A 26,154-nucleotide genomic window follows, 5' to 3' on the forward strand; every position below is an offset into this window, starting at 1 on the left:
AGGACGAAGAGCGAGACAATGAGAATATTGGTACTGGGCGGAGATGGTTATCTGGGATGGCCAACTGTCATGCATTTTGCGGCAAAAGGTCACGATGTAATGGCCGTGGACAATTATCAGAGACGTCAGATTGCATTGGAAACTGACTCAGAAGCTTTGATCCCAACTCCTAATCTTGATGAGCGCGCACAAGTTTTTTATCAGCAAACTGGGAAGAAGGTTGAGATCAAGATTGGCGATTGTGCTGACATGCTGTTTCTCAATACGGTCGTAAAGGACTTTCAGCCAGAAGCTATTGTTCATTATGCAGAGCAGCCATCTGCACCGTACTCAATGAAAGGATTTCATGAAGCCCAGATGACGCTTCAAAACAATCTTGGTGTGACATTCAATACGATCTGGAGCGTTCTGGAAAATTGTCCAGATTGTCATATTGTTAAGCTTGGTACGATGGGTGAGTATGGAACGCCTAACATTGATATTGAGGAGGGGTGGATTGATATCGAGCATAATGGTCGAACCCAAAAATTTCTGTATCCCCGCCAAGCTGGTAGTTTGTACCATACGACCAAAGTTCTGGATACTGATCTTCTATGGTTCTACGTAAGGACTTATGGCTTGCGTGTGACTGATCTGATGCAGGGGCCGGTCTATGGACTGTCAACTGAAGAAAGTCAGCTGTCCGATGATTTGCTCCCCAATTTTCATTACGATGATATTTTTGGAACAGTCGTTAATCGTTTTCTCGTTCAGGCAATTGCAGGTGTCCCATTGACTGTTTATGGAAAAGGTGGGCAGACCCGTGGTTACCTAAATTTGATGGACACGCTTAATTGTGTGGAACTGGCGGCCACCAACCCTGCGAATAAGGGTGAGCTCAGAATATTCAATCAGTTTACGGAACAGTTTACTGTCAATGAACTTGCCGATCGGGTTCATCGTGTTGGAAACTCAATGGGCTTGGATGTGAAAATCAAAAATATCGAAAACCCGCGGAAGGAAATGGAAGAGCATTATTATAATGCGAAACATCACGGGTTGATCGAACTGGGACTGGAACCTCATTTCATGACAGATGATGTTCTGGCCGCCATGATAGAAAAAATCCTGAAGTATAAGGATAAGATTGCCACTCGGAAGATTATGCCACGTGTAAAATGGTCCTGATTGTAACAGGTAGTATCAGGGAATGAAGAAGACTGTCGCCGTTATAGGAAGTGAAAGTGGTCATAATGATCAAAGGCTCCGTAACTGGGCGACAGTTGCATCAACCTCTGGTTTTCAAGTTCTGTTTTGTACTCGCTATGGGAAATTCAAGGGGAATCCTTTTGATAAGCAGAGTGGGATAGAGCAATTTAGGTATATCCTGACGCCGGAAGAATACGAACTGGCTGGACTAAAAAATAAGACAGACCTACTGATAGGCCTCGTTAATCTTCCCTTTATCAGGTCCCTGTTTCGCTATTTCCTGCCCGAGCTAATCGTCGCTAAGCTCAAGCCAAAACTGTTGCAGTTCGAGCCCGATGTTGTTGTCGCTTGCGGACTGAATGCTCTTAAGGTAGCTCAGAAAGTACAAAACCAGACTGGGTGCCAAATTATTTATGACTCCCCAGAACTTGAGCAGCATCGTAATGCCAGATATTCTTTGAATTTACAGAGAAAGCGCAGGTGGCTTGAGCGGAAGGCATTGAAGCAGGTTAATGTTGTGACGGTTCCCTCTCCGTCGATCGCAGCATATCTAGCTAATGCATACAACTTACGCAATACACCAATAGTGATTTACAACATTCCGTTGCAAGTTTGTGGGGAAGAGGATGTAGGGACTTCCCCGGAGCCTGCAAACAACCAGAATAAAATTATTCTTTATGTCGGTTACAGGGGAAACGGGCGTGGTTTGGAGTGGTTGCTACGTGCCCTGCAACTTCTTCCTGAGAATTTCAGATTGGTTTGTATCGGAGGCAGCCCTCCAGAAAATGACAAAAAATTACTCAAGTTGGCTGAAAGTCTCTCTATTTCTCATAGAATTGAACTGTGCGGCCCTGTGCCGCCAGAAGATGTGATACAGGAGATCAGTTTTGCAGATGTCAGCTTTATCGGTGTTGAAAATAGGTGTCTGAGTTATTATTACGCTCTTCCTAATAAATTGTTTCAGAGCTTTCAGGCGGGGTTGCCTGTTGTTGCTCCCGCATTTCCAGATATTCTAAAGGTTGTAGAAGAGACGGGGATGGGCCTCTGTTTTCATGAGTTCGAGGCAAATCAAATTGCAGAAGCTCTTCAGAAGGCAAGTAGCCTGAAAAATGACCCCAATTGGGAAGAAAAGTGTACGCTAGCAAACAAAAAATTTAGCCCGGCGGTGCAAAGAAAAATAATGATCGATTTGCTCAGGCCCCAGGCCTAACCGGTGATTGCCTCATTATTGATTTCCGTATGAGTATCTTTGCGATCATTCAATCCTGCATCCAGGATTAGCCTGCCCAGGGTGTCAACAGATGTATCGAATTCACGGCTTCGGAAACCATAGTTTTTCCATATGAAATAATCTGTCTTGTGATCGGTGTAGCCGGTTTTGCGAAATGCGTTCTGAAGGTTTGGCATGTGGTCTCCATAGAAACATAAGATGGAGTCTTTCTTTGTAGCGCTCATATGCTGGGTTAGATTTCCGATCATTTGATCAGTATTCTTCATGTGTGTCAGATAGTGACTGAGTGAGTAGCAACCAAGAGGCCATGATTGTTTAGGGGGCATTTCAATTCCTGACTTCGTGAGCCTATCAAGCGGCCAGGCGCCATGATTTTCCATGGTAATTACAAAAATGAAAAGAGGTTCATCTTCTGTTGTTAAAGTTTCAATGACCTTTTTCCCTAGGGCAATATCACTGATATAGGGACCGAACTGATCTTCTTTTTCAAATTCTGCCATATCAATGAACTTATCGAAGCCTAAGTTCGGAAAAATTTTCTTACGATTAAAGAAGGTCCCTGCAAAAGGATGAATACAAACCGTCCGATACCCGAGAGCTTTCAGGTTATGAGCGATTGTCCAAAAAGGTGCGCTTGCAAGTTGTAGGTATGGGTTGAATTTATGATGCCCTAGTACGTCTTCTGGCAAACCACTTAGAAATGCGAACTCGGTTCGCATGGTGTAGGCACCCCAGGCTGGCACATTAAGCCGACCAAAATATGTTGAATTTCTTTTAGCGTGGTCATAATGCCTCAGTATAGAGCTATCCAGGTCAGGATGCATGAACCGAACATCAAAAAATGACTCCGCCTGGATCGCTACTATGTTCGGTAACTCTCTTTTGGATTTCCTATCTTTGTGGAAACTAGTCGTTGCGAGAGGGAAGGAAGGAGTTTTACCGGGCTTTTTGGCTCTTTTGGGTTGTTCCAGTTCGATTTTATCCGTGCCGGCAAGAAAAAAGTAGAAAATCAAGCAAACGACTAGACCTAGCTGAGTGACATTTTCTTTGACGTCAGCTGTGGGGCCAAAACTGAGTAATATACGTTTGAACTCATTTTGGAATGGCCCTTTCACAATCATGTAAATAACGCCAAGTGTGACTCCGAAGAATGCAAGCGTTGGGAAGAAATCAGCTGTGGCGTTTCTTTCGATAAATGGTTTTTCGAAGTATATTGACCCTCCAATTGCAATTGCGCCCAATGAGAGCAGAGCAATGAGCTTAGCAAGTCCAATATATTTTACATAGAGATGGGGGTGCCGAATGACCTCACGAAAAAGCTGAAAATCGCTATAAACCAAAGGTTCTTTGACAGCCTTAAATTTCGCGTTATTCAGAACGACAATAACAGCGTAAGTTACAGTTGATATGAGAAGTGAGAAGATTGGTCTGTAGGTCAGCATTAAGACACTGACATAGAACATAATCGGTGGGGTTATCGTGAAAAGTGTAAAAAGATGCCCTTTACGACTGCGTTCTCGTTTTGGGAGTACAATATGATCCAAAAGCCATATTGCTGAGATTAGTAAGAATATGGATGAAAATGTGATCCACATGTGTCTTGTTTTTCCATTGCAAACGCAAAGATTAGCTATGCAATCTTCTGTACAGAATTATCCAAAGGTCTTAATCATCAAGAATGATGACTGAACCTATTGTGAATTGACACTGTAGTCAAAAAAATTTGCTAATTTATGCTTAAGGAAAGCTGGTAATATACTTAAGAATCTCACACCAACCCAAAGGCTGCAAGGAAAACCAAACTCCGGTTTTCCCTTCTCTATTGCTTTTGCTATTTTTTGGGCAGCTTCCGTAGCCGAAATTTGCAGGGGCTTGCTTGCATTTACTCTATCAGCCATCGAGGTTTTCACATAGCCGGGGAATATTGTAGTAACTGATATCTCTGAATTTTGGAGTAGCCTACTTAAACTTTCACAGTAAATTCTGAGACCGGCTTTGCTGCTGCAATACCCTGGTGAACCTGAAAAGCCGACATAGCTGGCCAAGGAACTGATCGCTGCAATTTTCCCAGTTCCCTTCTTGAGAAAAATTTCTGCAGCCGGTTGTAATGTGTTGATTGAACCAAGTAGGTTTATACAGAGTATCGATTGAGTGTTTTCAATCGCCTCTAATTGATCTTCAGGTTTTATCCCGCCGGTAATGCCCGCGTTGGCAATCACAATCTGCAGATCACTATCATTATCTAATCCATGTAGCCATTCACTCACTCTTTTTGCATCCTGGACATCAAGATCTGTATAGCTGACTAGGCCACCCAACTTGGTGCAGGCAGATTGCACTATCTTCAGCTTATCCACATTTCGACCTGCAATCGCCACATGATACCCTTGCGAAGCATACAGTTTTGTAAGGGCAGCCCCGATCCCTTCCCCACCGCCAGTAATCGCTACGGTTTTAGTTGGCTTCATGGTAGATAAAACAGGCTTTCTGGAAGGAATTGAAGATTGCCAAGAAACTCCGGCTGATGAGATTTGGTCATTCGATATCCATCTTCAAAAGGATCATTCCCCCATCGTGTGGCAGAAGATCATGACGAGTCATAGGGATATCCTCAACCTCTTGAAAGCCAGTTTTTTGATACAGAATTCTGGCTGGTTCGTTGTCTCGCCAAACATGTAAACTCAGATTGTCCAGACCTTCATCTACTGCGATTTCCTTGGCGATATCAATCAGTGCTTTACCACCACCTCTTCCTTTGACGCTATCATCAACGGACAAGGCATGAATGTAAAAGCTTCGCGGAATTTTTTTGGTATAGAGGCTTCGGACTGCATCCAACTTTTCCTGATCCACGAACATCTGCATTTCTTCTGATATATTGAAGTCTTTGAAAGGATAACCAAGCATAACGCCTTTTACTTCGCCATCTTCATCCAGAACAATGCTGTTACTATAGGACAGGGCTGACTGGGGTTCTGTTAGAACAACTGCAAGCAGTTGTTCTGGTGAAACATCTGGGACAACATTATGCAATAGAAATTCCATTAATCCCCCACCGGCTCTACATAGGTGGTCGGCAATCGACGAAACATCACTTGGATTTGCCATGCGGATGGAATAGGACACGCTCTTTTCCCAGTCTGCTTGAATAAATGAAATTAGTGTCCAATTGTAGGTTAAACAAACCATTTTGGCTATAGCTTTGCAGCTATCTAGCTCCTAAACACATATGGGCTTAAGCCAATTTTAGCGAGGATTAAACACCTTGCTATCTGGCGCGTCATCGCTATACTGCGCGCGCCTTTTTTAATTAGTTGATTGCGTTATTTATCATGGAAATTCGGAACGTTGCGATTATCGCCCATGTTGATCATGGGAAAACCACACTTGTGGATGGACTGCTGAAACAGAGCGGAACGTTCCGGGAAAACCAACAGGTGGCTGAACGGGCCATGGACTCCAACGATCTGGAACGGGAGCGGGGTATTACCATCCTCGCCAAATGTACGTCCGTTGAGTGGAACAACTATCGCCTCAACATCGTTGACACCCCAGGCCATGCCGACTTCGGCGGTGAGGTTGAGCGGATCCTCAGCATGGTGGACGGTGTTGTCGTCCTCGTCGATGCGGCTGAAGGCCCCATGCCACAAACCAAGTTCGTGACGCAGAAAGCCTTGGGCCTTGGCCTTCGCCCGATCATCCTGATCAATAAGGCGGACCGTCCTGATGGTCGCCCTGAAGAAGTCCTCGACGAATGTTTTGATCTTCTCGTTGCGCTTGACGCGAATGAAGATCAGCTCGACTTTCCAGTACTTTATGCCTCAGCAAAAGAAGGGTGGGCCGTTACCGACCTTTCTGAGCCAAAGGAAAATCTCGATCCGCTTTTTGATTTGATCGTTAAGCATGTTCCGGCGCCAACCGTTGATGAAAGCGCCCCCTTCCGGATGCTGGTTACCACCATTGAAAGTAATCCGTACCTGGGTCGTTTGCTAACCGGCCGGATCGAATCTGGCACTCTGAAGACAAATGATCCCATCAAGGGCATGTCCCGGAGCGGTAAGAAAATTGAGGATGCCCGTGCAGCCAAGATCCTCGCTTTTCGCGGATTGGAGAGGGAATCCATTGAGGAAGCCCGCGCAGGCGATATTGTCTCTGTCGCAGGTCTTGTGAAAACAACCGTGGCAGACACGCTTCTCACACCGGATGGGACAGAACCCCTGGATGCGCAGCCAATCGATCCACCCACCATCTCCATGACCTTTGCCATTAACTCCTCTCCCCTTGCTGGGCGGGATGGTGACAAAGTTCAAAGCCGGGTTATCCGCGATCGTCTGATGAAGGAAATCGAAGGTAACGTTTCCATCCGGGTCGAAGACAGCCCGGAAGCAGACAGTTATGTGGTTTCAGGACGCGGCGAATTGCAGCTGGGTGTTTTGATTGAAACCATGCGCCGCGAGGGCTTTGAGCTGTCCATCAGCCGGCCACGAGTTTTGTTCCGCAAAGATGAAGCCACTGGCGAGCGGCTGGAGCCGATTGAAGAAGTGGTCGTTGACGTGGATGAGGAATTCTCAGGCGTTGTGGTTGAGAAAATTGCCCTTCGCAAAGGCACGATGACAGACATGCGGCCCTCTGGTGGTGGGAAAACCCGCGTGACTTTCCTGTGTCCAACACGCGGCCTGATTGGCTATCACGGCGAATTCCTCACCGATACCCGCGGTACCGGTATCATGAACCGACTGTTCCATTCCTATGCGCCTTATAAAGGGGAAATCCCAGGTCGCCGGAACGGCGTTCTGATCTCCAATGCAACGGGTAAATCTGTTGCCTATGCCATCTGGAACCTTGAAGCGCGCGGGGCCTTCTTTATTGGCGGCGGCGTTGAGGTTTATGAAGGCATGATCCTTGGTGAGCATAACCGCCCCAATGATCTGGAAGTCAATCCACTGAAAGCCAAGCAGCTGACCAACATCCGGGCTGCTGGCTCTGATGAGGCAGTTCGCCTGACCCCACCTCGGAAAATGAGTCTGGAGCAGGCCATCGCCTATATCGATGACGATGAACTCGTAGAAGTAACTCCAAACCATATCCGGCTTCGCAAGCGTCACCTGGATCCACACGAGCGGAAAAAAGCTGCCCGTGCTGGTGAAAATGCCTAATACACCTGATCACCAACCCATTGAAATTTGATTGGCATTGGGCGAAACTTGTGGAAACATGAACTTCGCCCATAACAATCAGAACAAGAGGGGGACAATATGGCGATCATTGAAGTGGAAAGCGAAATTGCCGGTAAGGTCTGGAAGATCGAAACCGAGATCGGCCAGCAACTCGAAGAAGACGATGCCATCCTCATACTGGAAAGTATGAAGATGGAAATCCCGGTCGATGCACCTGAGGATGGCAAGTTAGTTGAACTCTTGGTTGGCGAGGGAGATCCGGTCGAAGAAGGCCAGGTCGTCGCCAAACTGGAAGTTTAAGTTCATGTGATGTTGAGGCAGACTTTGTACTAAGTTTTTAACGCTTCCCAACATGATTTGGTTTTTTCAACGGCTTCTGTAATTTGTTCGGCTGTATGTTCGCTAGAGAGGAAGAAGCGAAGACGGGCGCTTTCTTCAGGAACAGCCGGGTAGATGATTGGTGGGGCATAAACGCCTTCATCAAATAGGCTGGAGGAGAGCTGTCCTGCTTTCACTGAGTTCCCGATGATAATTGGGACAACTGCATGGCCTTGGCTTAGTCCAGTATTTAACCCTGCTTTTTTCGCTAGCTTGATGAATAGGTTGGCATTTTCCCGAAACCGTTTAATCCGTTCTGGTTCGCGGAGCATTACATTAAGGCTAGCAAGTGCTGCAGCCGCGACAGGCGGTGGCATGCCAACACTATAGACAAATCCCGGCGCAGAGAATTTCAGATATTCAATTAGTGCAGCCGACCCTGCAATATAGCCACCGCACCCAGCTGTGGTCTTGGAGAGAGTTCCCATCCAGATATCCACATCCTGGCCAGCAACGCCAAAATGTTCTCCTGCACCGCGTCCGGTCGCCCCAAGAACACCAAGACTATGGGCTTCGTCGACCATCAAAAGACATTTGTAGCGATCTTTGATCTCCACCAACCTGTCAAGAGGAGCCGCGTCACCATCCATGCTGTACACTCCCTCAACAACAATCAGGCAGCGTTCATACTGATGCCGAATGTCTTTAAGGATCTGATCCAGCATATTCATGTCGTTATGGGGGAACATGCGCCGTTTGGCTTGAGACAGCTGAGTCCCTTGCAGAATACTATTGTGAGAGAAATTATCGTATAGAATAAGATCCTTGGGTCCCAAAAGGTTGCCAATTACAGTCAGGTTGGTCGCGTACCCACTGACCATAACTACGGCATCATCCACGTTGTAGACTTCGGCCAGTTTTTTCTCCAAATCCTGATGGATTTGCCGCTCACCAGCGACAATGCGGCTGGCGGAAACGGAAGTGCCATATGTATCAATAGCGTCATGGGCTGCTTTACTGACTTCAGGATGGCCGTTCATACCTAAGTAATTGTAGTTGGCAAAATTGATCAGTTGATGATTGCCAACGCTTACAGTGCTGGCAGCCATACCATCTTGAAGACGGAAAAATGGATTTTCGATCTTGGCTTTTTCAGCAACAATCCGGTGAAGATGAAGCTTCTGGTATTCCGGAAATTCCTCAATTTTATAATGGCTCGTTGGAATGACCGGATGAAAATCATCTGCTTTGGTATCCGTTGTGGATGGCCTTTTCCTAGCCCGAAGACTATTCAGCAGGTTTTTTTTATCATCCTTGGAAAGACCAAATTGCGGCTTTTTCTGATCTGTCATAACTACTCTTCTGACCTGAGAATTTTCTTACCGATTGCGGGAATGAACCTAGTTGTTTTTCGCAGGACTGTCATCAAGATCTTCAGTGATCCCGTGCTGAGCCATCAGGACATCCATCTCGCTTCCGGCTTGTTCGGTTGCCTCTCCTTCACCGGTTAGCAAAGAAGCAACTTTATCGGCCAAATCTGAAATGTTACCCCCACCAATAATGCTCATCGACGATAGCTCAATGCCTGTTTTGCGCTCAAGTTCCATGGTCAGTTCCAGGGCCATGAGGCTATCAATTCCGAGGTCAAATAGGGACTTTTCGGCAGAGATTTTATCAGTTGGTGAACCCGTGATGGCTGAAATCTGGCTGATGACAAGAGCTTGGACGAGTTCCACGATTTCATCATGAGACTTACCTTCAAGCGAGGCAATGAAATCATCAGCATCTTCAACAGAGCCGGCTTCGCCAACAAGGTGTTGGATATCCAGATACCGTGAGGTTGAACCCACAGCAAAATTCCGTGTTACATTGCCCCAGTCCAGTTGAAGCATTGCGACATTATCTTTATTTGCAAGGACAACATCTTCAAGACCAGAGAGTGCCGCAGCAGAGCTCATGGCTTTTAGTCCCGTCCGTTTGACAAGGATATCCTTCACGTCTTCATTTGCTGCGAGGACACCAACATCATCAATTGCACCCCATGCGACTGTGGTTGCAGGCAGACCTTGTCTACGGCGGTAATCTGTTAAGGCTTCTAAGTAGCTATTGGCAGCGACATAACTTGCCTGACCCGGGTTGCCGATATAGGTCGTTGCTGATGAGTACATCAGGAATAGTTCAATCGGATCTGACAGGGTCAGCTCATGTAGGTTCCAAGCGCCAGCAATTTTTGGGGCGGCGACTTTCTGAAGTCCTTCAGGCGCCATATTGGCAATCAAGCCGTCTTCCAAAACCATTGCGCAATGAATGATGCCAGAAATAGAAACTTTTTTGCTGCGAAGATCAGCGAGCAGAGTTTCAAGTTCCTGTCGTTTAGTAACATCTGCGTTGTAGAGGTCGATTTGAATGCCATCAGCTCGCAGTTGGTCAATAATGGCCTGATCTTCAGGTGTTTTAACGCCACTTCTGCCGATGAGAACCAGATGATCAAAGTGCTTGGATGCAAAATTCTTTGCTGTGGCTAAGCCAAAACCACCTTGTCCGCCGGTAATCAGGCATGCTCCATCGTAATGCGATTGAGGCGTTGTAGCCTGTTTTTGTGCAGCGACAGTTTTACGATCTGCTGTGTCATCCATGCTCACAACGATTTTGCCGATATGTCGGCTTTGCTGCAGGGTGCGAAACGCTTCTTCAATCTGAGAGGGTTTGAATTTCAGATGCACAAGAGGTCTGAAGGCTTCTGTTTCAAACAGCTCCATCATCTCCTTAAACAAGCGACTGGAAAGGGCTGGTTTTTCAGCAAGTAGCTGATCTGCGTCAATCCCGTAATAGGTAATATTGTTGCGGAATGGACGAAGACCGATTTTGCTATCTGCATAGAAGTCCCGTTTACCCAACTCCAGAAAACGCCCGAAGGGTTTCAGGATAGACAGGTTTTTGGGAATTGCCTGGCCGGATAGGGAGTTCAGAATAACATCCACGCCTTCGCCGTTGGTCAGTTCCATAATTTGATCTGCGAATTCGAGCGTGCGTGAATTAAGCACATTTTCACAGCCCAGCAGTTTCAGGAAATCCCGCTTTTCAGCAGAGCCAGCTGTGACATAAATTTCGGCGCCAATATGCTGGCAATACTGTATGGCGGCAAGACCTACGCCACCGGCAGCACCATGGATGAGGACCTTCTCCCCAGGTTCCACGCGCGCAAGATAGTGGAGTGCATAGTAAATGGTAAAAAATACACTCGGGATTGTTGCCGCTTCGTCATAGGACATTTCGTCCGGTATTTTGGCAACGGCAGTTGTCCGGGTGCGAATGATATCGGCGAAGCAATTGGGGGCAAAACACATGACTCGGTCACCTGGAGCGAAATCAGTGATTCCGCTGCCAACTGACTTGACGATACCAGCACCTTCCATGCCGAGGGTGGGGCCTGCATACCCGTTTTCGACAGCTTCATCTTTCAGAATGCCCATGGCCAACATAACATCACGGAAGTTGAGGCCCGTTGATTTCATGTCGACTTCAATTTCATCCGCGCCAAGTTCTTCCTGATGATCCATCTCAAACCAGGTCAAATTTTCGAGCGCGCCGGGTTTTGCAAAATCAAGACGGAAGTGGCTATCCGAAGTTGCGGATTGAGTTGTCAGGTCTGCTTGCCGAATGCGCGAAGCAAACCGGCCACCTTCACGGATCACAATTTCCCGATCCCAATCGAATGTTTCCAGTTCTCGACTGAGGATCTCAGCGGTTGCCGTTCCAAAAAGGGCTTTAGTTCCAGCTGGAAGGTCAATGAGCTTGCACTGCAAATCCGGGAATTCATTGGTAATGACTCGACCCAAGCCCCAAAGAGGTGCGTGTAGAGGCTGGGTCTGATCCGTTTCATTTATTTTCTGACTGCCTTGTGTAACAAGCAGCAACCGTGTTTTGCTGAGCAGAGAAGGGGATAGACCTTGAAGAAGGTTTACCAGAGGAAGGCATCTAACATCTTGCGCTGCAAGAGCTTCCGCTTCGTTATGGAGAGAGAGGCCCGCCAGATAGAGGCAGCTTTCAACCGTCTTGCCGCTATCCACTATTAACTTTGAAAGACTGCTGATTTCTTCTGTAGTTGCAGCGCCAAGGCCCATTTCCTCTTGTAGGTCAGGCGTAAACTCTGTTCCAAGCTTTAGAATATGGTGCTCTTTCGGCCCTTCTAGCGCGGCAATCCGCTTGGCCAGTTTCAGCTCATCCTCTGAATTTGAGACAATGATCAGTTTCAGGCCAGAGGCTTCTACGTCAGGCTGAGCTTTAGGCAAAGCCGCATTTTTAACGTGGGAGCCGGTCAGCAGCATGCTGTTGTGAAATGGCGTGTTGTCAGTAGAAAGAAGTAGTTCGGTTTCAAACTCTTCATTGCCAGCCAATTGTTGCATCCAAGTGGCTTCGTTTAAGGTCAGTGGCCGGAGTTGATTGGTAGAGGTACTCCGATCCCACCAATTGGGCGCGCCGCCTGCAAGGAAAGAAGAGATGCGGCCACCACTATTTTGGCCGAGGAAAAACCGTCCGTTCAGTTTCAGCAGAGAACGGATCATTGGCGCAATGACCTCATAACGAGGTGGTGTAACTGGTGTTCCCCTAAAAATAATCACGTCATACTGAGGGGCATTTTCCATATAGGATTGAAGGGCTTCACCAGACGTGTCTTCCAGGTATTGGCAGGAAACCCCGTTCATTGCTGAAAATTCCAGGCGTGCGCGGTGATGCGCATTGGAGTCTGTCGCCACAAAATCGTAAATCAATCGGTCTTTTGGTGCCTGATTAAGGAAAGATTTTGTGCTGAGAATATTCTGACCACCGAATTCCAGAATACGTACGCTAATACTCTCTGGTAAGGATGACAGGAACTCGGCAAGTGCTGAATTTAAAGCCGTGTCAGATGTGGCAGAATAGGCTGATCCTTCCACCAACTGTTTTGCCAAAGAGGTTTCGGAGTGGATGGGCAGATCCTCTGGAAGAACAGCACCAGAAAGAATTTCCGGAAGGTTCTGTCCTGTCCGACCGATCATGGTGAGTTCTGGCAGAAGTTCTGGATGATCTGCAATCAGGAGCCGCCAGATGTCACTTGCGGCAAAGAGTTCGGCTTCCTCATCCAATTTCCACGTGTCGTCTTCGCGTTCAAGTAAACCATCTTCCTTGAGGAGATTGAGCAGAAAATTCACAAACCGGGATTGTGCCGGATCGATCTGTTCAGTGGCAATCAGATCAAGAACCCGGAAGCCAGACTTTAGATTTGCGCCCAAGGTTTCCAGTGTTTCCAAGACAAAGGCAGAAATGAGCGCATCTGTCAGAGGGGCAACTTCTTCACCATAACTGCTTGCATCACTGGTTGCTTCAAAAGGAAGGTTAGCCTCCTCAATACCAGAAGGCAGAGGATGCCCTTCCAAGAGTGGAGTTGGAACATAGTTTTGTTGGTACAGCGTTGGCGTTTTGCTTTGCCCTTGGCTTTCGAACAGGCGGAAACGGCAATCCTGCAGGTCTGCTACTGGACTGCCATCTTCTGCAACCAGCCTAAAGTCTGCAATGATCGAGCGGCTGCTGATCCGATTAATACGGGCAATTGAGCGGACCGCCTTTGCTCCGGGCTGATAGAGGCGCACCTTACCGAAAACGGATGGCAGGTAGGTTGCTGCTTTTACCGAATTGGTTGGATCTGTCAGCAGGGTGAACAAGCTTTGTAGACATCCATCGCCAATCGCGGGATGGAGGTTATAAAGATCTGCCGTCTCAAGGCAGTCTGTTGCCAATTGAATTTTGGCACTGACTAAATTTTCGGCGAGTTGGATTTGCTGTACGGTCTGAAAATTGGGCCCATATGTTAGTCCCAACGATTGGGTCAGTTCATAGAAGCCGGATTTATCAAACGGGGCCTCAGCGAGCGCATCGTTATGATCTGCCCAAGTCCAGTTCGGTATTTCGGACGAGGTATCTTTTACGACATTTGCTGTCACATTGGTGAGACCTGCTGAATCGCTAAGGTAGGGGCGACTTTGGATCTGAACCTTGCCATCAACTGGATCAAGGTCAACGATCAGCGTGCGAAGAGCTTTTTCTTCGAGGGCAAGGGGTGCATGAATTTCGAGGTTTTCAACAACCAGATTGCCTTCACCATACGCTTTGCGACCTGCTGCAAGCACAATTTCCAAGAAGCCCGCTGCGGGAAAGATAACCGTGTCGTTGACTAGGTGATCTTTCAAGAAATTAGGTTTCAAGGCGCCCAGATGAACCATCCATTCTGTCTGTTCAGGATTAAGCGCCTCACCGAGCAGAGGGCCTCCCCAATCAGCCGTTAGAGAAAATCGAGCTTCAGAGGTGGTTTCGAGATGATAAGTTTGCCGATCCCAAGGATAGGTCGGCAGCAACTCAGATTTCACAGGTTTTGAGAATTGGGACGCGTAATCAATCCGACCGCCTTCAACATAGACGGCTTCCAGAATGTGAGCTATTCGATCCGCATCCGCCTTGCCAGTAATTGCAGGAAGGACACTAAAGCCTTCTGATTTCTGTTTGAAGCTGTTCTTGAGATAACCGCCCAGGATCGCTTTGGGTCCGATTTCCAAGAACATGCGGCAGCCCTGATCCCAGGCGGAGTTTATGGCCTGATCAAAAAGCACAGGTTTACGGATGTTTCGCCACCAATAATTTGCTGTGAGCTCTTCACCTGAAATTTCTTGGCCGGTCACAGTTGAAATGAGTGTACCGGAGCCATTTTCTGGAGATAGTTTTGCAAGGTTGGTGAGAATTTCGTCTTCAACAGGATCCATTAAAGAGCTGTGGAAGGGATATTCAAGATCCAGTTTTTTAAAGAGAATTCGGTTCTTTTTACAATATGGTTTTAAGATATCCAGTTGATCGTCATGACCAGACAATGTCAGACTGGTCGGACCGTTATATCCTGCAATTTCCACATCCAGGGCAAGCTCAGCGATAATTTCATCCAGCTTTTCGGGCGCTATTTCAATAGCTGCCATGCCGCCATGGCCGCGGGTGTTGCCTTGAGCATTACTCCGCGTGAGGATGACAGTAACCGCTTGCTCTAGAGACAAATGGCCCGCTGAGTAGGCTGCGGCGATCTCTCCGACACTGTGACCAATACTGGCTTCAGGCTCAATGCCCTGACTTTTCAAGACCTCGATCAAACCGATCTGAATGCTCATAATCAGTGGCTGGGCAACAGTGGTATCAGCAATATGTTCTTCGGTTGAGTTCTTGAGCGTCTCAACAATTGACCAACCAGCTTTACTTTGGACTATGGCATCTATCTGACGGATCTTCTTGGCAAAGGTTTCATTTTCTTTGAGAAGGTCGGCTGCCATTCCTACATACTGGGAGCCATTACCATTAAAGATAAAGGCAATAGGTTTATCCGCCCCATGTGTGTGTCCTGTTTGGCAAGGGAAGTCAGCAGTATCTTCCTTTGCATACTTCAGCAGAGCATGCCGGATTTCATCGAGCGTATTCGCAGACAGACCAAGCCGGTATTCAAAATCTTCGCGATGGAATACAGTTGAGGCAGCAAGGGTTGAGAAATCATTCAAGCTAAATTCTGGCTGTGAGAGGATCTCAACGTAATCGAGACAGAGTGCTTTTAACGAGAACTCAGATCTGGCTGACAACAGGAGTGGCGGAAGTTGCGTATCATCTGCTGTGGAGACAGTTTTCTGGTCTTCAGCCTGCTGACTGTAAGAGCTGAGGATTGCGTGTCCGTTCGCACCACCGAACCCGAAGGAGTTCACGCCAACCGTCATTTTGGTTGATTTGTCGAAGGTGTGGTGTTCCGTTGCGACTTTGATTTTGTAATCTTCGAACGGTATATCCTGACGGAGTTCCTTGACGTGGATTGAAGGCGGCACTTCCGCATTTTTTACAACAAGTGCAGCTTTAATCAGCCCGATCATGCCTGATCCTGCTTCCAGATGACCTGCATTTGATTTGGCAGACCCAATCAGCAAGGGTTGATCCGTTTTTCGTTCTTCGCCAAAGAAGCGACCGATCGCACCAACCTCAGCAGCATCGCCGACAATGGTTCCTGTACCGTGGGCTTCGATATACTGAACTTCATCTGGTGCGATGTTGGCGCTTTTGTATACGCGGCGTAACAGGGCTTCCTGATGATCAGAGCTTGGCAATGACATACCGTTTGTCCGCCCATCGGCATTTGTTCCAATACCTTCGATGGTGGCAATAATTGGGTTCCCATCTGCCAAGGCCTGGTCCAGATCTTTCAGGATTAGAACGCCACCGCCTTCAGAGCGAACGTAGCCATTACCCTGGCTGTCAAAAGCTTTACAGCGTCCATCGGGGGATAGCATGTTGGCTTGTGAAAAGCCGATAAAAGGGAAGGGGGTCAACAAGACGCTGACGCCGCCACAAATTGCGATATCCGATTGACCAGAGGCAATCCTGTTACAGGCTTGCTCCAGTGCATAAAGAGATGAGGAGCAGGCCGTATCGACTGAAAAGCTGGAGCCATGCAAATCATAAAAATAGGAGAGGCGATTGGACGCAATGCTCATGGTTGAGCCGAGCATAAAGAAGGAGTTGCCTGTCGCGCTATCACCGAATTGGCTCGTGCCAAAATCGTTGGATGAAATACCTACACAGACACTCGCATTGCTGCCCCGTATGCTGGATGGTTTTATGCCTGCATCTTCAAATGCTTCCCAGCTCATTTCGAGCAATAGGCGTTGCTGAGGGTCCATCTGAGCCGCTTCTCTCGGCGAGATGTTGAAGAAATCAGCGTCAAAATCCCAAATATTCTCTAACTGTCCAGCAGCCTTTGTATAGGCTTTTCCCTGAATATCTCTTGCCGGATAGTAAAAGGTTTCTGGGTTCCAACGATCAGGGCTTATTTCCGAGATGAGGTCATCACCATTAATCAAAACTTCCCAAAAACGGCTAGGGGTATCACAACCTTTAGGAAGACGAACGGAAGAGCCAACAATGGCGATTTTACCGGCGTTGGACGCTGGGATACGCTTAGAATTCTGATCAGTCATGGAGTAACTCTAAACTACTACTTTCGATCATTCTACGAAAAGAATTTTTAACACCTAGATTCATACCGATTTCTGTGTAGAAGTTGCCATTAACATGGCAATTTCTGAGAAGCTGGTCCTTGAATTTCTCCAATACCAATGGATCTGTACTCACCGGATTGGTCCAGAATTCCTCAACACTTCCTTGGTAAATCAATTCATGAGAGTCATAAATTGACTTTCCAAGCAAGGCAACCGGCAATTGCATTTCCAGGGCAGTGATTCCAACTGTGCTGTTTACTGTAATCACGCCTTTTGCATAGGATAATATTCTATTCAAATCACCACCGTCGATAAAGGTGATACGGCCTGAAATATTTAATCTACGTGCTTCTTTTTGAATATGAGATCGATAGTTCAGCATCCCGTTATCAAGAGGATGGTTTTTAATCAATAGATGCGCGTTTTCAGGCGCTTTTTCGGCAAACTCCTTCAATACATGATCTATTGCTCCGGGCATACCTTGAAAAGGAGAATGAAGTCGTATCTGAAAATCTGAATCCAGCTGAAGTGGAAACAGAAACACAGGCCCCTCGTGACGGGACAAGGTTTCAATGTCCGCTCGTGCCTGCCGCCTTTGCCATGAGAGCTTAAAAAGTCGCCTAATCCAATAGGCGTACTCAATCAGAATTGGGTACGGGCGATGGGTTTTGTGATATGGAAACCGCCACTTTAGTATTATGTTGAAAAAATTATAGATAAAATCAAAGGTTACGCGTTGCTTGAAACCGCCTGAGAGTTTTTGGAATTCGGACGTTTTCGAAAGTTCACTGGAAGGATCGAACTCAAAACTAGAGTTGGCGTTGACACCTCCTTCTTCCAATGTCACCCAATGAGGGCGGAGGTATCCCTCTTCAAAAACCCAGATCTGGATTCCGGTTTTTTGTGCAAGGCGAATGGCCTTTAGATGCCAGGGGCGGCAGTCACCAAAAAGAACGAAATCGGTAAAAACTTCTTGTTTGATTAGAGTGCCGAGAAAGTCTTCAAATTTTTCAGGCCGCCCTCGATAGTTGATTTCATTCAAGCCATGCCAGTAGAACCAATCACCGCCATTGAAGTTGATCTTTCGTATGGAGTAGCCCTCGGATTGGAGCTTTCGTCCAAGTTTTCGAAAGAAGGGACTGGCTATGGTCTGTAAGAAAAGGAAGGAGCGTTTTGAAGTTTCCGGCAAGTCTTATAGTCCAGTTAAAATGAGTTGGGCGGTTTCTATATTTGCCGCCCGGCATACCATTATGTTGTGCGTAGTGCCATCAGAAAAACTCTTCGGTTGCATTGAACGTCGTCTCATCGATTGAGCCAACAAGATCGGCCCAAACTGGAATGCGCGGCATTTCATACCTGTAGAAATATTGGCAAGCAAGTATCTTACCGTTAAGGAAATCAGCGTCTGCAGTTGTACCGTTTTCTAATTTTTCTCTGGCGACTATGGCCATACGAAGCCATTGCCAGCCAATGATCAGGTGGCCTAACATATCCAGATAAGGCGTCGCATTGGCAAGTGCCAGATTGACATTTCCTTTAGCGAGTTCAACGCCGACCTTTTGGGTTGTCTCTCCAATTTTTTCGAGTGAGACTGACAGTGTATGAGCAAATGGGGCAAGGCCTTCGACCTTCATAGCCGCGTCAATCGTCTCACTAATGCGGGAAGCGACCAATTTAAACCCGGCACCGTTATTCATCACGACCTTTCGCCCGAGAAGGTCCAGTCCCTGAATCCCATGGGTGCCCTCATGGATCGGATTTAACCGGTTGTCCCGGTAATATTGTTCCACCGGATAATCTCGGGTGTATCCATACCCTCCCAAGATCTGGATGGCATGTTTGTTCGCTTCCAGGCAGAACTCGCTGGGCCAGGATTTTACCACTGGGGTCAAAGTATCTAAAAGCAGACTTGCGTCTTTTCGGGTCTGTTCATCTGTTGACGTTTTCTCATCATCAACTAGATCAGCCGCATATAGACAAAGAGCCAGCGCCCCCTCTACCGCCGCTTTCTGGGAGAGGAGTAGGCGTTTAATATCTGCATGTTCAATGAGCATACGCTGGGGTTCGTTAGGATCTTTCCCATCGGGATGCCGGCCTTGTGGTCGATTTTTCGCATAATCGAGACTGTAGAGATAGCCAGCATAGCCAAGACTTACTGCACCGAGGCCAACACCAATACGGGCTTCGTTCATCATGTGGAACATGTAAAAGAGCCCTTTATGCTCTTCGCCAATCAGGTAGCCGACAGCGCCTTCGTTCTCCCCGAAATTTAATAGCGTATTTGTGGTTCCCCTATAGCCCATTTTATGGTTTAGGCCAGCAAGCGAAACATCGTTCCGTTCGCCTAACGATCTGTCGTCATTGACCAGGAATTTTGGGACGATAAACAGAGAGATGCCCTTTACACCCGGTGGGCCACCCGGAATTTTGGCGAGAACCAGATGGACAATGTTTTCAGAAAGTTCATGTTCCCCAGCCGAGATCCACATTTTGTTGCCAGTTATGCGATAAGTGCCATCCTCCTGTTTGACAGCTTGTGTTTTAATATCAGAAAGCGAAGATCCCGCTTGCGGTTCGGATAGACACATTGTTCCAAAGAAACGCCCCTCCACCATGGGTTCCATAAAGCGTTTCTTCTGCTCATCAGATCCATAAGCCCTAAGCACGTTGGAGGCACCGATAGTCAGGAAGGGATAACCCGACGTTCCCACATTAGCGCTGTTGAAAATGGCGCTGCAGGACATGGCGATAGAGGTTGGCATTTGCATTCCGCCAACCTCATAGTCATGCTGAATGCCAATAAAGCCGGCCTCAATATAGGCATCGAGGGCCTCCTTGACTTCAGGAATGATATGAACTGTTTTGCCATCAAAAGTCGGCTCGTTGAGATCAGCTTTTCGATTGTGAGGCTCAAAAAGATCGCCGGCGATTTTTCCTGCTGTTTCCAGCACAGCCTGAAAAACATCCATGTCATGGTCTCTGAAGCGCTCCCTGTCACACAATCGATCAACATGCAGCATGTCATTCAGGTGAAATTCCAGATCTTTTAAGCTCAGAGTGTTTAGAGGCATTATGCTGTTTCTTCTTCGTTATGGGATCACATGATTACCTTTATCATGAAGGCTAGCTTCTTTCACTTGGAAATCTGATTTAGTGAGAGAGCTCCAAAGGGTCGGTGTACTCTATTTTTTGGAATTCCTATCTTGCTTTTCTATATCGATCTGCCTAAAAATGTGACAACCGTCACAGTGTGACGTTTGTCACAACTGTAGCCGCTTAAGGGGAAGCAGCAGCGTCTGTGACTAAAGGGAGAACGAGTATGATTGTTATGCCGTCCGCACCCATGCGGAATTCAGGCACAGCGGCTGTGTACGTGAATACAGTATTCACAGAGGAAGAATGCGATCGAATTCTGGAAACGCTGGATGACGACAAATGGGAAGAGGCCATGGTCGGGGGCGTTCAGGAAAAGGGTGTCTTCACAGTCGAGAAGGATTTTCGCAGCAACTATCAGCAAAAAGTTCCTGTTGATGACATGGGCTTTCCGCTGAACCGGATTGCTGAAGAGATTAGCCGCGCAAATTCAGAAATTTGGCGTTTCGATCTTGGAGGGTTCGCCGAAGATGATATGCCGTGGGTCATGGATTACTGCCGCCAGGGTGATCATAATGATTGGCATGTGGATCTTGGTCAGGCGGCAACCGCCTCCCGTAAGCTAGGGTTTTCCCTACAACTGACTGAAGGCTCCGAGTATGAGGGGGGTGACCTTGGTTTTCATAGGATCAAAAAGAAACGGGAAGAACTGACAAGAAAAGGAACGCTGATTGTATTCCCGTCATTCTGGCTACATCGGGTTGCACCCATGACAAAAGGCGCACGAAAAGTTGTTGTCGGCTGGGTCCATGGTCCGAGTTTTCGATAGGGGGATGCTGTGAACAAGATTTCTATGCTGCCACTTCGCAATACAAATGTTTCACTTTCAATGCATTGGCCTGTGTTTTCAGCTCAGGAATGTGCCCAAATCGTTGCCCAGGCAAATTCGGGGGCTTGGACATCCAAGTTACCATTGGGCCCTGGAAATGCACCGGTGTTTCCTGATGCGAGAGAATTTAAGGCAATTGATCGTCAGCGCCTGCCGCTTGGTAAAAATGGGTATCCACTGGATCAGATAAACTATGGGGCCTGTCAGGTAAATTCTGATGGTTGGCGTTTTGAACTAACCGGATTTCCTGCTGACGATATGCCGTGGATGGTTCGCCAGAAGAAAGGCGATATAGCTGATGATGAATGGCTGGTAGATATTGGCGGCGGTTTTACGTCTTCTAGAAAACTGACCTTCATTTTGCAGCTGTCAGATCCCAATAGTTATGAAGGTGGAGATATCCATCTACATAATATGGGACAGGATACAGAAGGATTTCGTCAGCAGGGAACGCTGGTTGTTTTTCCATCCTACTGGCTACAACGCATAACACCAGTTACCCGTGGAACCCGCCATTATGTTGTTGGTTGGATCCACGGGCATAGTTTCCGTTGATAACAGAATAAGGGGACTTATCCCCACAAAGCATGTGTGCTGGGATGCATGACGCTTTCGTCGAACTGGATCCCATCTGGACGGTCTTTCTCCAATAGGAGCGGGCCGTCCAGATCGACGAAACGAGCCATTCCACCTAAAAGCATTGCTGGTGCCATTCCAAGACTGGTTCCGAGCATACATCCGACCATGATCCCCAGTCCAAATTCTCGTGCGGCTTCTGCCATCTGCAAGGCTTCGGTGAGGCCTCCGGTCTTGTCCAGTTTGATATTGATATAGTCGTAGTTGCTGGCGACCTGATCAAGGGTGGATGTGTCATGACAACTCTCATCAGCGCAGATGGGAACAGGCCGATCTAGCTCGCCCAGGTTGTCGTCCTCACCTGCCGGAAGTGGTTGTTCAATTAATTCGACACCGAGTTCTGCCATTGCCGGAAAATAACTTCCCAGCATGTCTGGCTCCCAGGCTTCGTTTGCATCAACAATCAGTCTTGTCTTGGGTGCAGCTTCTCGAACGGCAGTTACTCGTTCAATATCACCCTCTCCCCCCAATTTTAGTTTGATCAGAGGGCGGTGAGCATTGGCAGAAGCCGCCCCAGCCATCTTTTCTGGCGTATCCAGAGAAAGAGTATAGGCCGTAATCAAAGGACCAGGCGATGGAATTCCAGCCAGTTCTGAAACAGATTTTCCTGTTTGTTTCGCTTCTAGATCCCAAAGGGCGCAATCGACAGCGTTACGCGCAGCGCCAGAAGGTAGTAGACTCAACAGATCAGTGCGGCTGGCGCCATGATTGATCGCCTCTCGAATTGTCGAAATCTCATCCATAACAGTAGATGGACTTTCCCCGTAACGGGGATACGGAACACATTCTCCGCGGCCTGTAAAGCGACCGTCTGTGATTTCCACGACAACAACATCGGCAGAGGTTTTTGCACCACGACTGATCCGGAAACTTCCCCGGATCGGCCAGCTTTCCTGATAGGCGATAAGATTGCGCATAGACATCAGAGATTATCGATAATCGGAGCCACACCAGTGCGGAAGGCATCTACACAAGGAAGACCAAGTTCGTCTTCCAGCTTTTTCAAAAGAGCATCCCCTTCAGCAACGGACAGACCAGAAGTATTGACGCTGACACCAACAAACTTAGCGTCTTTATTCGTCAATCGGGCAGTCGTCAGGTTCAGTTCCATGCATTCTTTCAGGTCTGGCAGCGGTTGATGAGGCAAACCCCGCATATGAGTTCTTGTTGGCTCATGACAGAGGATCAGGGCATCAGCTTGGGAGCCGTGGAGCAGACCAAGGCTAACGCCTGCAAAAGACGGATGAAAGAGAGAGCCCTGTCCCTCAATAATATCCCAATGGTCTTCATCATTGGCAGGGGAGAGGACTTCCACAGCGCCCGAAATAAAGTCTGCAACAACCGCATCAATTGAAATACCCGTGCCTGCGATAAAGATGCCAGTTTGACCCGTAGCCCGGAAATCGGCTTTCATACCCCGCTTTTTCATCTCTTTTTCAACAGCAAGCGCGGTATACATTTTTCCAACCGAGCAATCTGTGCCCACTGCGAGAAGGCGTTTGCCAGAACGTGGTGTCCCTTTTCCTGTTGGCAGGTCCTGCGTTGGGTGACGGACGTCAAACAAGTTACGGCCTAAACGTTCTGCTGCTTCTTTGACCTCAGAAATAGAGCCGAGACGGATATGCAGACCACTGGCAATATCCATACCTGCTTCCATGGCTTCAATGATATCCCGAACCCAATGCTCAGGTAAGAAGCCGCCAGAATTTACGATTCCGATTACCATTGTTTTGGCACCATTTTTGGCAGCTTCTGCGATGGAGATATCCTGAATGCCGAGATCTGCTTTACAATCCGCCAGGCGAACTTGTCCCAGACACCATTCTGGCCGCCAATCTACGATACCTTTCGCTGTTTTTGCGCCCAGTTGATCGGGTACGTCTCCAAGATACATGAGATATGGATGTTCCATTTGGTCTTCAAACCACGAAAAGGTGGCTTCCTCTACTGTTCAAGTTGTTGCTGTTCAGCCCGAAGTTTTTCCATTTCGGCGTTCATCGCTTCCAGGCAGTTCTCGCTCGCCCACTCACGATGCTTGTCACTCGCATAAGCTAGGGCATTTCGGTAATACATGAAGGCATTTAGGCGGCAACGAGCATAGTTGTTCTGCGTTCTAACCACCTTGCCAGGGGTTCCCATAACGATTGAATTATCTGGGATTATCGTGCCCTCTTTCAGGAAACTATGGCCCGCAATGATGCAATTATCACCAATAACACACCCATCCATGATTGTTGTATTAATTCCGATGAGGCAATTATCTCCAATTGTGCAGCCATGGATCGTGCAGTGGTGAGTGATTGAGCAATGGGATCCAATATGGGTTCCAGTGGTATCCCCAATATGGATCATCACAAAGTCCTGTATATTGGTAAATTCTCCAATAGTGACTTCCTGGGACTCGGCGCGGATTACAGAATAGGGCCACATGGAGACACCCTTTTCCAGCGTGGCTTTGCCATAGATCAAGGCGCTTGGATGAATGTATGCCGCATAGTTGATAGTTACGTCCGGCCCGAAATCGGTCATGATGGTCCTTCTGCTTCAGTTTTGGTGAATTTTCCCATTTTCTCTGCCAGTTTCAGGCAGCAGGAGGAGAAATCCTGACCAGTGTATCAGGAAGCGATCAGGCGTCAAATAGATGTTGGAAAGAAAACCAATAGAGGAGGGTGCTTATTGGTTTGCAGCGCTATTTCGCGATTGCCCAAGGGGAGTCTAAGAGCCAGTTTTCGAAGGTTTCCCGATCAACTGGTCGGCTCATATAGTAACCTTGGGCGACATGACATCCAAGGCCAGCCAGCATGTACCAGGTCTCCCGATCCTCAACACCTTCGGCAACTACTGAAAGATCAAGATTGCGTGCAAGTTCCAGCAGTGTTCGAACGATAACAGCATCGTCCGCTACCGTGTTCATGTTGAGAACAAAGCTTTTATCGATCTTGATTTCGTCAACAGGAAGCTTGCGGATATAGGCTAGTGAGGTATATCCAGTTCCAAAGTCATCGATGGAGACTTTCACGCCAAGATCGTGCAGCCGGTTGACCACATCAGTGGCCCGAACCACATCCGAAATAATTGCGCTTTCTGTGATTTCCAGCTTCAACAAATCTGCCGGAAAACCAGATTGCTCCAGAAGGCGGTTGACGATATCCGGGAAGATCGGATTATGTAGAATAAGAGCTGAGATATTGACTGAAACGGTTAATCGCTTGCCCGTCTTGAGCCAGTCTGCACCCTGACGAATTGCGGCGTCAAGTACCCAGCGTGTGAGCGGTTCAATGCTGCCAGAACTTTCTGCCAATTGAACAAAGCTATCAGGGAAGAGAAGTCCCCGGCTTGGGTGCTGCCAACGAACGAGAGCCTCAACACCAATGACCGTGCTGTCATGCATCCGGATCATCGGTTGATAATGTAGGCGAAGTTGGTTTTTCTCGATAGCTTCTGGAAGTTCGTGGACGAGTTTTAATTGCTCGCGGCGTTCAGCATCTTCCTGCCGAGTGTAAACCATGAATCGGTTTTTATCGCGTTTGGCAGTGTAAAGTGCTGAAAGGGCTTTGTGCAATAGGGTGTCAGGTGTGTCTTCCTGATCCAGTTTTGCAATTCCCATGGTCGCGCTCAGGTTTGTCGTGTGACCGTTCAGGAAATAGGGTTGGCGCAATTCATGAGACAGGCGTGCTGCAATCGTTGTGTCTGAAATTTTGGAAAGCGCTTTTTGATCTAGCAATAGAGCAAACTCATCGTCCCCCATCCGACCAACAATTGCTGTTTCGGGGGCAAATTGGAGAAGACGTTCGGCGACTGTTGCCAAGATGAGGTCGCCATATTCATGGCCACGACTCTCATTGACGCCCTTGAAACTATCGATATCCAGGATGATCAGTGAGATTTCCTCATTGTCCATCTTCGCTTCATGGGTTTTTGCATGCAGCTTTTGTTTGAACGAAACCCGGCTGACCAAAGAGGTCAACGTGTCAAACGCATGTGTCCCTTTTGCCAAATTGACAGAAGAAGGCAGAAAAGTATTCAGTTTCCGGAGCCGGTGGGCATGAATGAGGGCCGTTTCCAGCCGCTCTTTGCTAAGTGCATCAAAAGGAATACGATCAGCGGCCCCCTTATTGAGCAGGTCGACACCCCCATCAATGACAAAAACTGAGAGGTGTGGGTAGCGCATTGCATATTTGCGCAAAAACTCAAGAATGAGATCTTCACCAATTTCGACGTCGACAAAAGCGATATTGGTTTTCCCTTCGGACACAAATAGATCAACGGAGCTGCCAAGTTTGTCCGTTACTTTGGAGGGAAAAATACCAAATTCACTGAGTTTGCTGCTGAGCCGATTTGTCTTCTCCAGCACGAGAGGCGTCACGGTTTGTAAATCGGGCTGAAGGTTTAAGGCGGAATCAATCGACAGATCAACATCAGGATTTGTATCTGTCGTTGGTACCAGCGATGAAGCGTTAATTGAAACCAAAGCTATGCTCAGCAATAAATTAAAGAATTAGGGACGCGAAAATACTCATGCGCTGATCATAGCGAGGACGAGTAAACAAGGTCTTAACCGATCCCTTAAAG

At 47.6% G+C, this 26,154-nt stretch carries 17 protein-coding genes; 6 read left to right on the plus strand and 11 right to left on the minus strand.

All coding sequences use genetic code 11. The features are described from left to right. The first annotated feature begins 18 nt into the window (after positions 1 to 18). Both HH301_RS07220 and HH301_RS07225 read left to right on the plus strand, forming a co-directional pair. Positions 19 to 1,167, plus strand: a complete 1,149-nt coding sequence (locus tag HH301_RS07220; RefSeq protein ID WP_169567995.1) for an NAD-dependent epimerase/dehydratase family protein — start codon at positions 19 to 21, stop codon at positions 1,165 to 1,167. 22 nt (positions 1,168 to 1,189) lie between these two features. After that, positions 1,190 to 2,398, plus strand: coding sequence for a glycosyltransferase family 4 protein (locus HH301_RS07225; protein ID WP_169567998.1), 1,209 nt, complete (start codon positions 1,190 to 1,192; stop codon positions 2,396 to 2,398). On the opposite strand, the gene HH301_RS07230 is transcribed toward HH301_RS07225, so the two are convergent. The 3 genes from HH301_RS07230 to HH301_RS17870 all read right to left on the minus strand — a co-directional run bounded on the left by HH301_RS07230 (position 2,395) and on the right by HH301_RS17870 (position 5,545). Beyond that, positions 2,395 to 3,660, minus strand: a complete 1,266-nt coding sequence (locus HH301_RS07230) for an LTA synthase family protein (protein ID WP_169567999.1) — start codon at positions 3,658 to 3,660, stop codon at positions 2,395 to 2,397. The two genes, HH301_RS07225 and HH301_RS07230, sit on opposite strands and share 4 nt — an antisense overlap. A gap of 450 nt (positions 3,661 to 4,110) precedes the next feature. Further along, the gene (locus HH301_RS07235) at positions 4,111 to 4,887 is read right to left on the minus strand and encodes an SDR family NAD(P)-dependent oxidoreductase (protein WP_169568001.1); all 777 of its coding nucleotides are present in this window, start codon (positions 4,885 to 4,887) and stop codon (positions 4,111 to 4,113) included. Between the two features lie 67 nt (positions 4,888 to 4,954). Continuing rightward, a complete protein-coding gene (locus HH301_RS17870; RefSeq protein WP_169568003.1) occupies positions 4,955 to 5,545 on the minus strand; it encodes a GNAT family N-acetyltransferase in 591 nt (196 codons plus the stop codon). A gap of 206 nt (positions 5,546 to 5,751) precedes the next feature. Between HH301_RS17870 and typA the strand changes: the two genes are divergently transcribed. Both typA and HH301_RS07250 read left to right on the plus strand, forming a co-directional pair. After that, positions 5,752 to 7,575: a translational GTPase TypA gene (typA, locus tag HH301_RS07245; protein ID WP_169568005.1), complete on the plus strand. Its 1,824-nt coding sequence runs from the start codon at positions 5,752 to 5,754 to the stop codon at positions 7,573 to 7,575. A gap of 99 nt (positions 7,576 to 7,674) precedes the next feature. Further along, complete coding sequence (locus HH301_RS07250; protein WP_169568007.1) at positions 7,675 to 7,896, plus strand: acyl-CoA carboxylase biotin carboxyl carrier protein subunit; 222 nt, start codon at positions 7,675 to 7,677, stop codon at positions 7,894 to 7,896. Positions 7,897 to 7,925: 29 nt separating this feature from the next. Here HH301_RS07250 and HH301_RS07255 read toward each other — a convergent pair whose 3' ends face one another. The 4 genes from HH301_RS07255 to HH301_RS07270 all read right to left on the minus strand — a co-directional run bounded on the left by HH301_RS07255 (position 7,926) and on the right by HH301_RS07270 (position 20,035). After that, positions 7,926 to 9,266, minus strand: a complete 1,341-nt coding sequence (locus tag HH301_RS07255) for an aminotransferase class I/II-fold pyridoxal phosphate-dependent enzyme (protein WP_169568009.1) — start codon at positions 9,264 to 9,266, stop codon at positions 7,926 to 7,928. Positions 9,267 to 9,314: 48 nt separating this feature from the next. Further along, positions 9,315 to 16,943 carry a type I polyketide synthase gene (locus HH301_RS07260; protein ID WP_169568011.1) on the minus strand — a complete coding sequence of 2,543 codons (7,629 nt, stop codon included), beginning with the start codon at positions 16,941 to 16,943 and terminating at the stop codon, positions 9,315 to 9,317. Beyond that, positions 16,936 to 18,153 carry a capsule biosynthesis protein gene (locus HH301_RS07265; protein WP_169568013.1) on the minus strand — a complete coding sequence of 406 codons (1,218 nt, stop codon included), beginning with the start codon at positions 18,151 to 18,153 and terminating at the stop codon, positions 16,936 to 16,938. Before HH301_RS07265 ends, HH301_RS07260 begins: the two co-directional genes overlap by 8 nt. A gap of 79 nt (positions 18,154 to 18,232) precedes the next feature. After that, positions 18,233 to 20,035, minus strand: a complete 1,803-nt coding sequence (locus HH301_RS07270; RefSeq protein ID WP_169568015.1) for an acyl-CoA dehydrogenase — start codon at positions 20,033 to 20,035, stop codon at positions 18,233 to 18,235. Positions 20,036 to 20,283: 248 nt separating this feature from the next. On the opposite strand from HH301_RS07270, the gene HH301_RS07275 reads away from it, so the two are divergent. Then, the gene (locus HH301_RS07275) at positions 20,284 to 20,886 is read left to right on the plus strand and encodes a 2OG-Fe(II) oxygenase family protein (protein ID WP_169568017.1); all 603 of its coding nucleotides are present in this window, start codon (positions 20,284 to 20,286) and stop codon (positions 20,884 to 20,886) included. 9 nt (positions 20,887 to 20,895) lie between these two features. After that, positions 20,896 to 21,501 (plus strand): 2OG-Fe(II) oxygenase, encoded by a 606-nt coding sequence (locus HH301_RS17875; protein ID WP_169568019.1) that lies wholly within the window; start codon positions 20,896 to 20,898, stop codon positions 21,499 to 21,501. A 17-nt stretch (positions 21,502 to 21,518) separates the two neighbouring features. Here HH301_RS17875 and dgcA read toward each other — a convergent pair whose 3' ends face one another. From dgcA to HH301_RS07300, 4 genes are all read right to left on the minus strand, one after another. After that, entirely contained in the window at positions 21,519 to 22,499 is a 981-nt protein-coding gene (dgcA, locus tag HH301_RS07285) for an N-acetyl-D-Glu racemase DgcA (RefSeq protein ID WP_169569530.1), read from the minus strand. Positions 22,500 to 22,504: 5 nt separating this feature from the next. Next, positions 22,505 to 23,494 (minus strand): N-acetyltransferase DgcN, encoded by a 990-nt coding sequence (gene dgcN, locus HH301_RS07290; protein ID WP_169568021.1) that lies wholly within the window; start codon positions 23,492 to 23,494, stop codon positions 22,505 to 22,507. A gap of 32 nt (positions 23,495 to 23,526) precedes the next feature. Continuing rightward, positions 23,527 to 24,111: a gamma carbonic anhydrase family protein gene (locus tag HH301_RS07295; RefSeq protein ID WP_169568023.1), complete on the minus strand. Its 585-nt coding sequence runs from the start codon at positions 24,109 to 24,111 to the stop codon at positions 23,527 to 23,529. Between the two features lie 160 nt (positions 24,112 to 24,271). Then, entirely contained in the window at positions 24,272 to 26,053 is a 1,782-nt protein-coding gene (locus tag HH301_RS07300; protein ID WP_169568025.1) for a putative bifunctional diguanylate cyclase/phosphodiesterase, read from the minus strand. Positions 26,054 to 26,154: the final 101 nt, after the last annotated feature.

Source organism: Sneathiella limimaris (genome assembly GCF_012932565.1).
GTDB lineage: Bacteria > Pseudomonadota > Alphaproteobacteria > Sneathiellales > Sneathiellaceae > Sneathiella > Sneathiella limimaris.

Coding starts and splice junctions, on each gene's coding strand:
- HH301_RS07220 (WP_169567995.1), top strand. CDS start 19: ATGAGAATATTGGTACTGGGCGGAGATGGTTATCTGGGATGGCCAACT.
- HH301_RS07225 (WP_169567998.1), top strand. CDS start 1,190: ATGAAGAAGACTGTCGCCGTTATAGGAAGTGAAAGTGGTCATAATGAT.
- HH301_RS07235 (WP_169568001.1), bottom strand. CDS start 4,887: ATGAAGCCAACTAAAACCGTAGCGATTACTGGCGGTGGGGAAGGGATC.
- typA (WP_169568005.1), top strand. CDS start 5,752: ATGGAAATTCGGAACGTTGCGATTATCGCCCATGTTGATCATGGGAAA.
- HH301_RS07250 (WP_169568007.1), top strand. CDS start 7,675: ATGGCGATCATTGAAGTGGAAAGCGAAATTGCCGGTAAGGTCTGGAAG.
- HH301_RS07255 (WP_169568009.1), bottom strand. CDS start 9,266: ATGACAGATCAGAAAAAGCCGCAATTTGGTCTTTCCAAGGATGATAAA.
- HH301_RS07260 (WP_169568011.1), bottom strand. CDS start 16,943: ATGACTGATCAGAATTCTAAGCGTATCCCAGCGTCCAACGCCGGTAAA.
- HH301_RS07270 (WP_169568015.1), bottom strand. CDS start 20,035: ATGCCTCTAAACACTCTGAGCTTAAAAGATCTGGAATTTCACCTGAAT.
- HH301_RS07275 (WP_169568017.1), top strand. CDS start 20,284: ATGATTGTTATGCCGTCCGCACCCATGCGGAATTCAGGCACAGCGGCT.
- dgcA (WP_169569530.1), bottom strand. CDS start 22,499: ATGCGCAATCTTATCGCCTATCAGGAAAGCTGGCCGATCCGGGGAAGT.
- dgcN (WP_169568021.1), bottom strand. CDS start 23,494: ATGGAACATCCATATCTCATGTATCTTGGAGACGTACCCGATCAACTG.
- HH301_RS07295 (WP_169568023.1), bottom strand. CDS start 24,111: ATGACCGATTTCGGGCCGGACGTAACTATCAACTATGCGGCATACATT.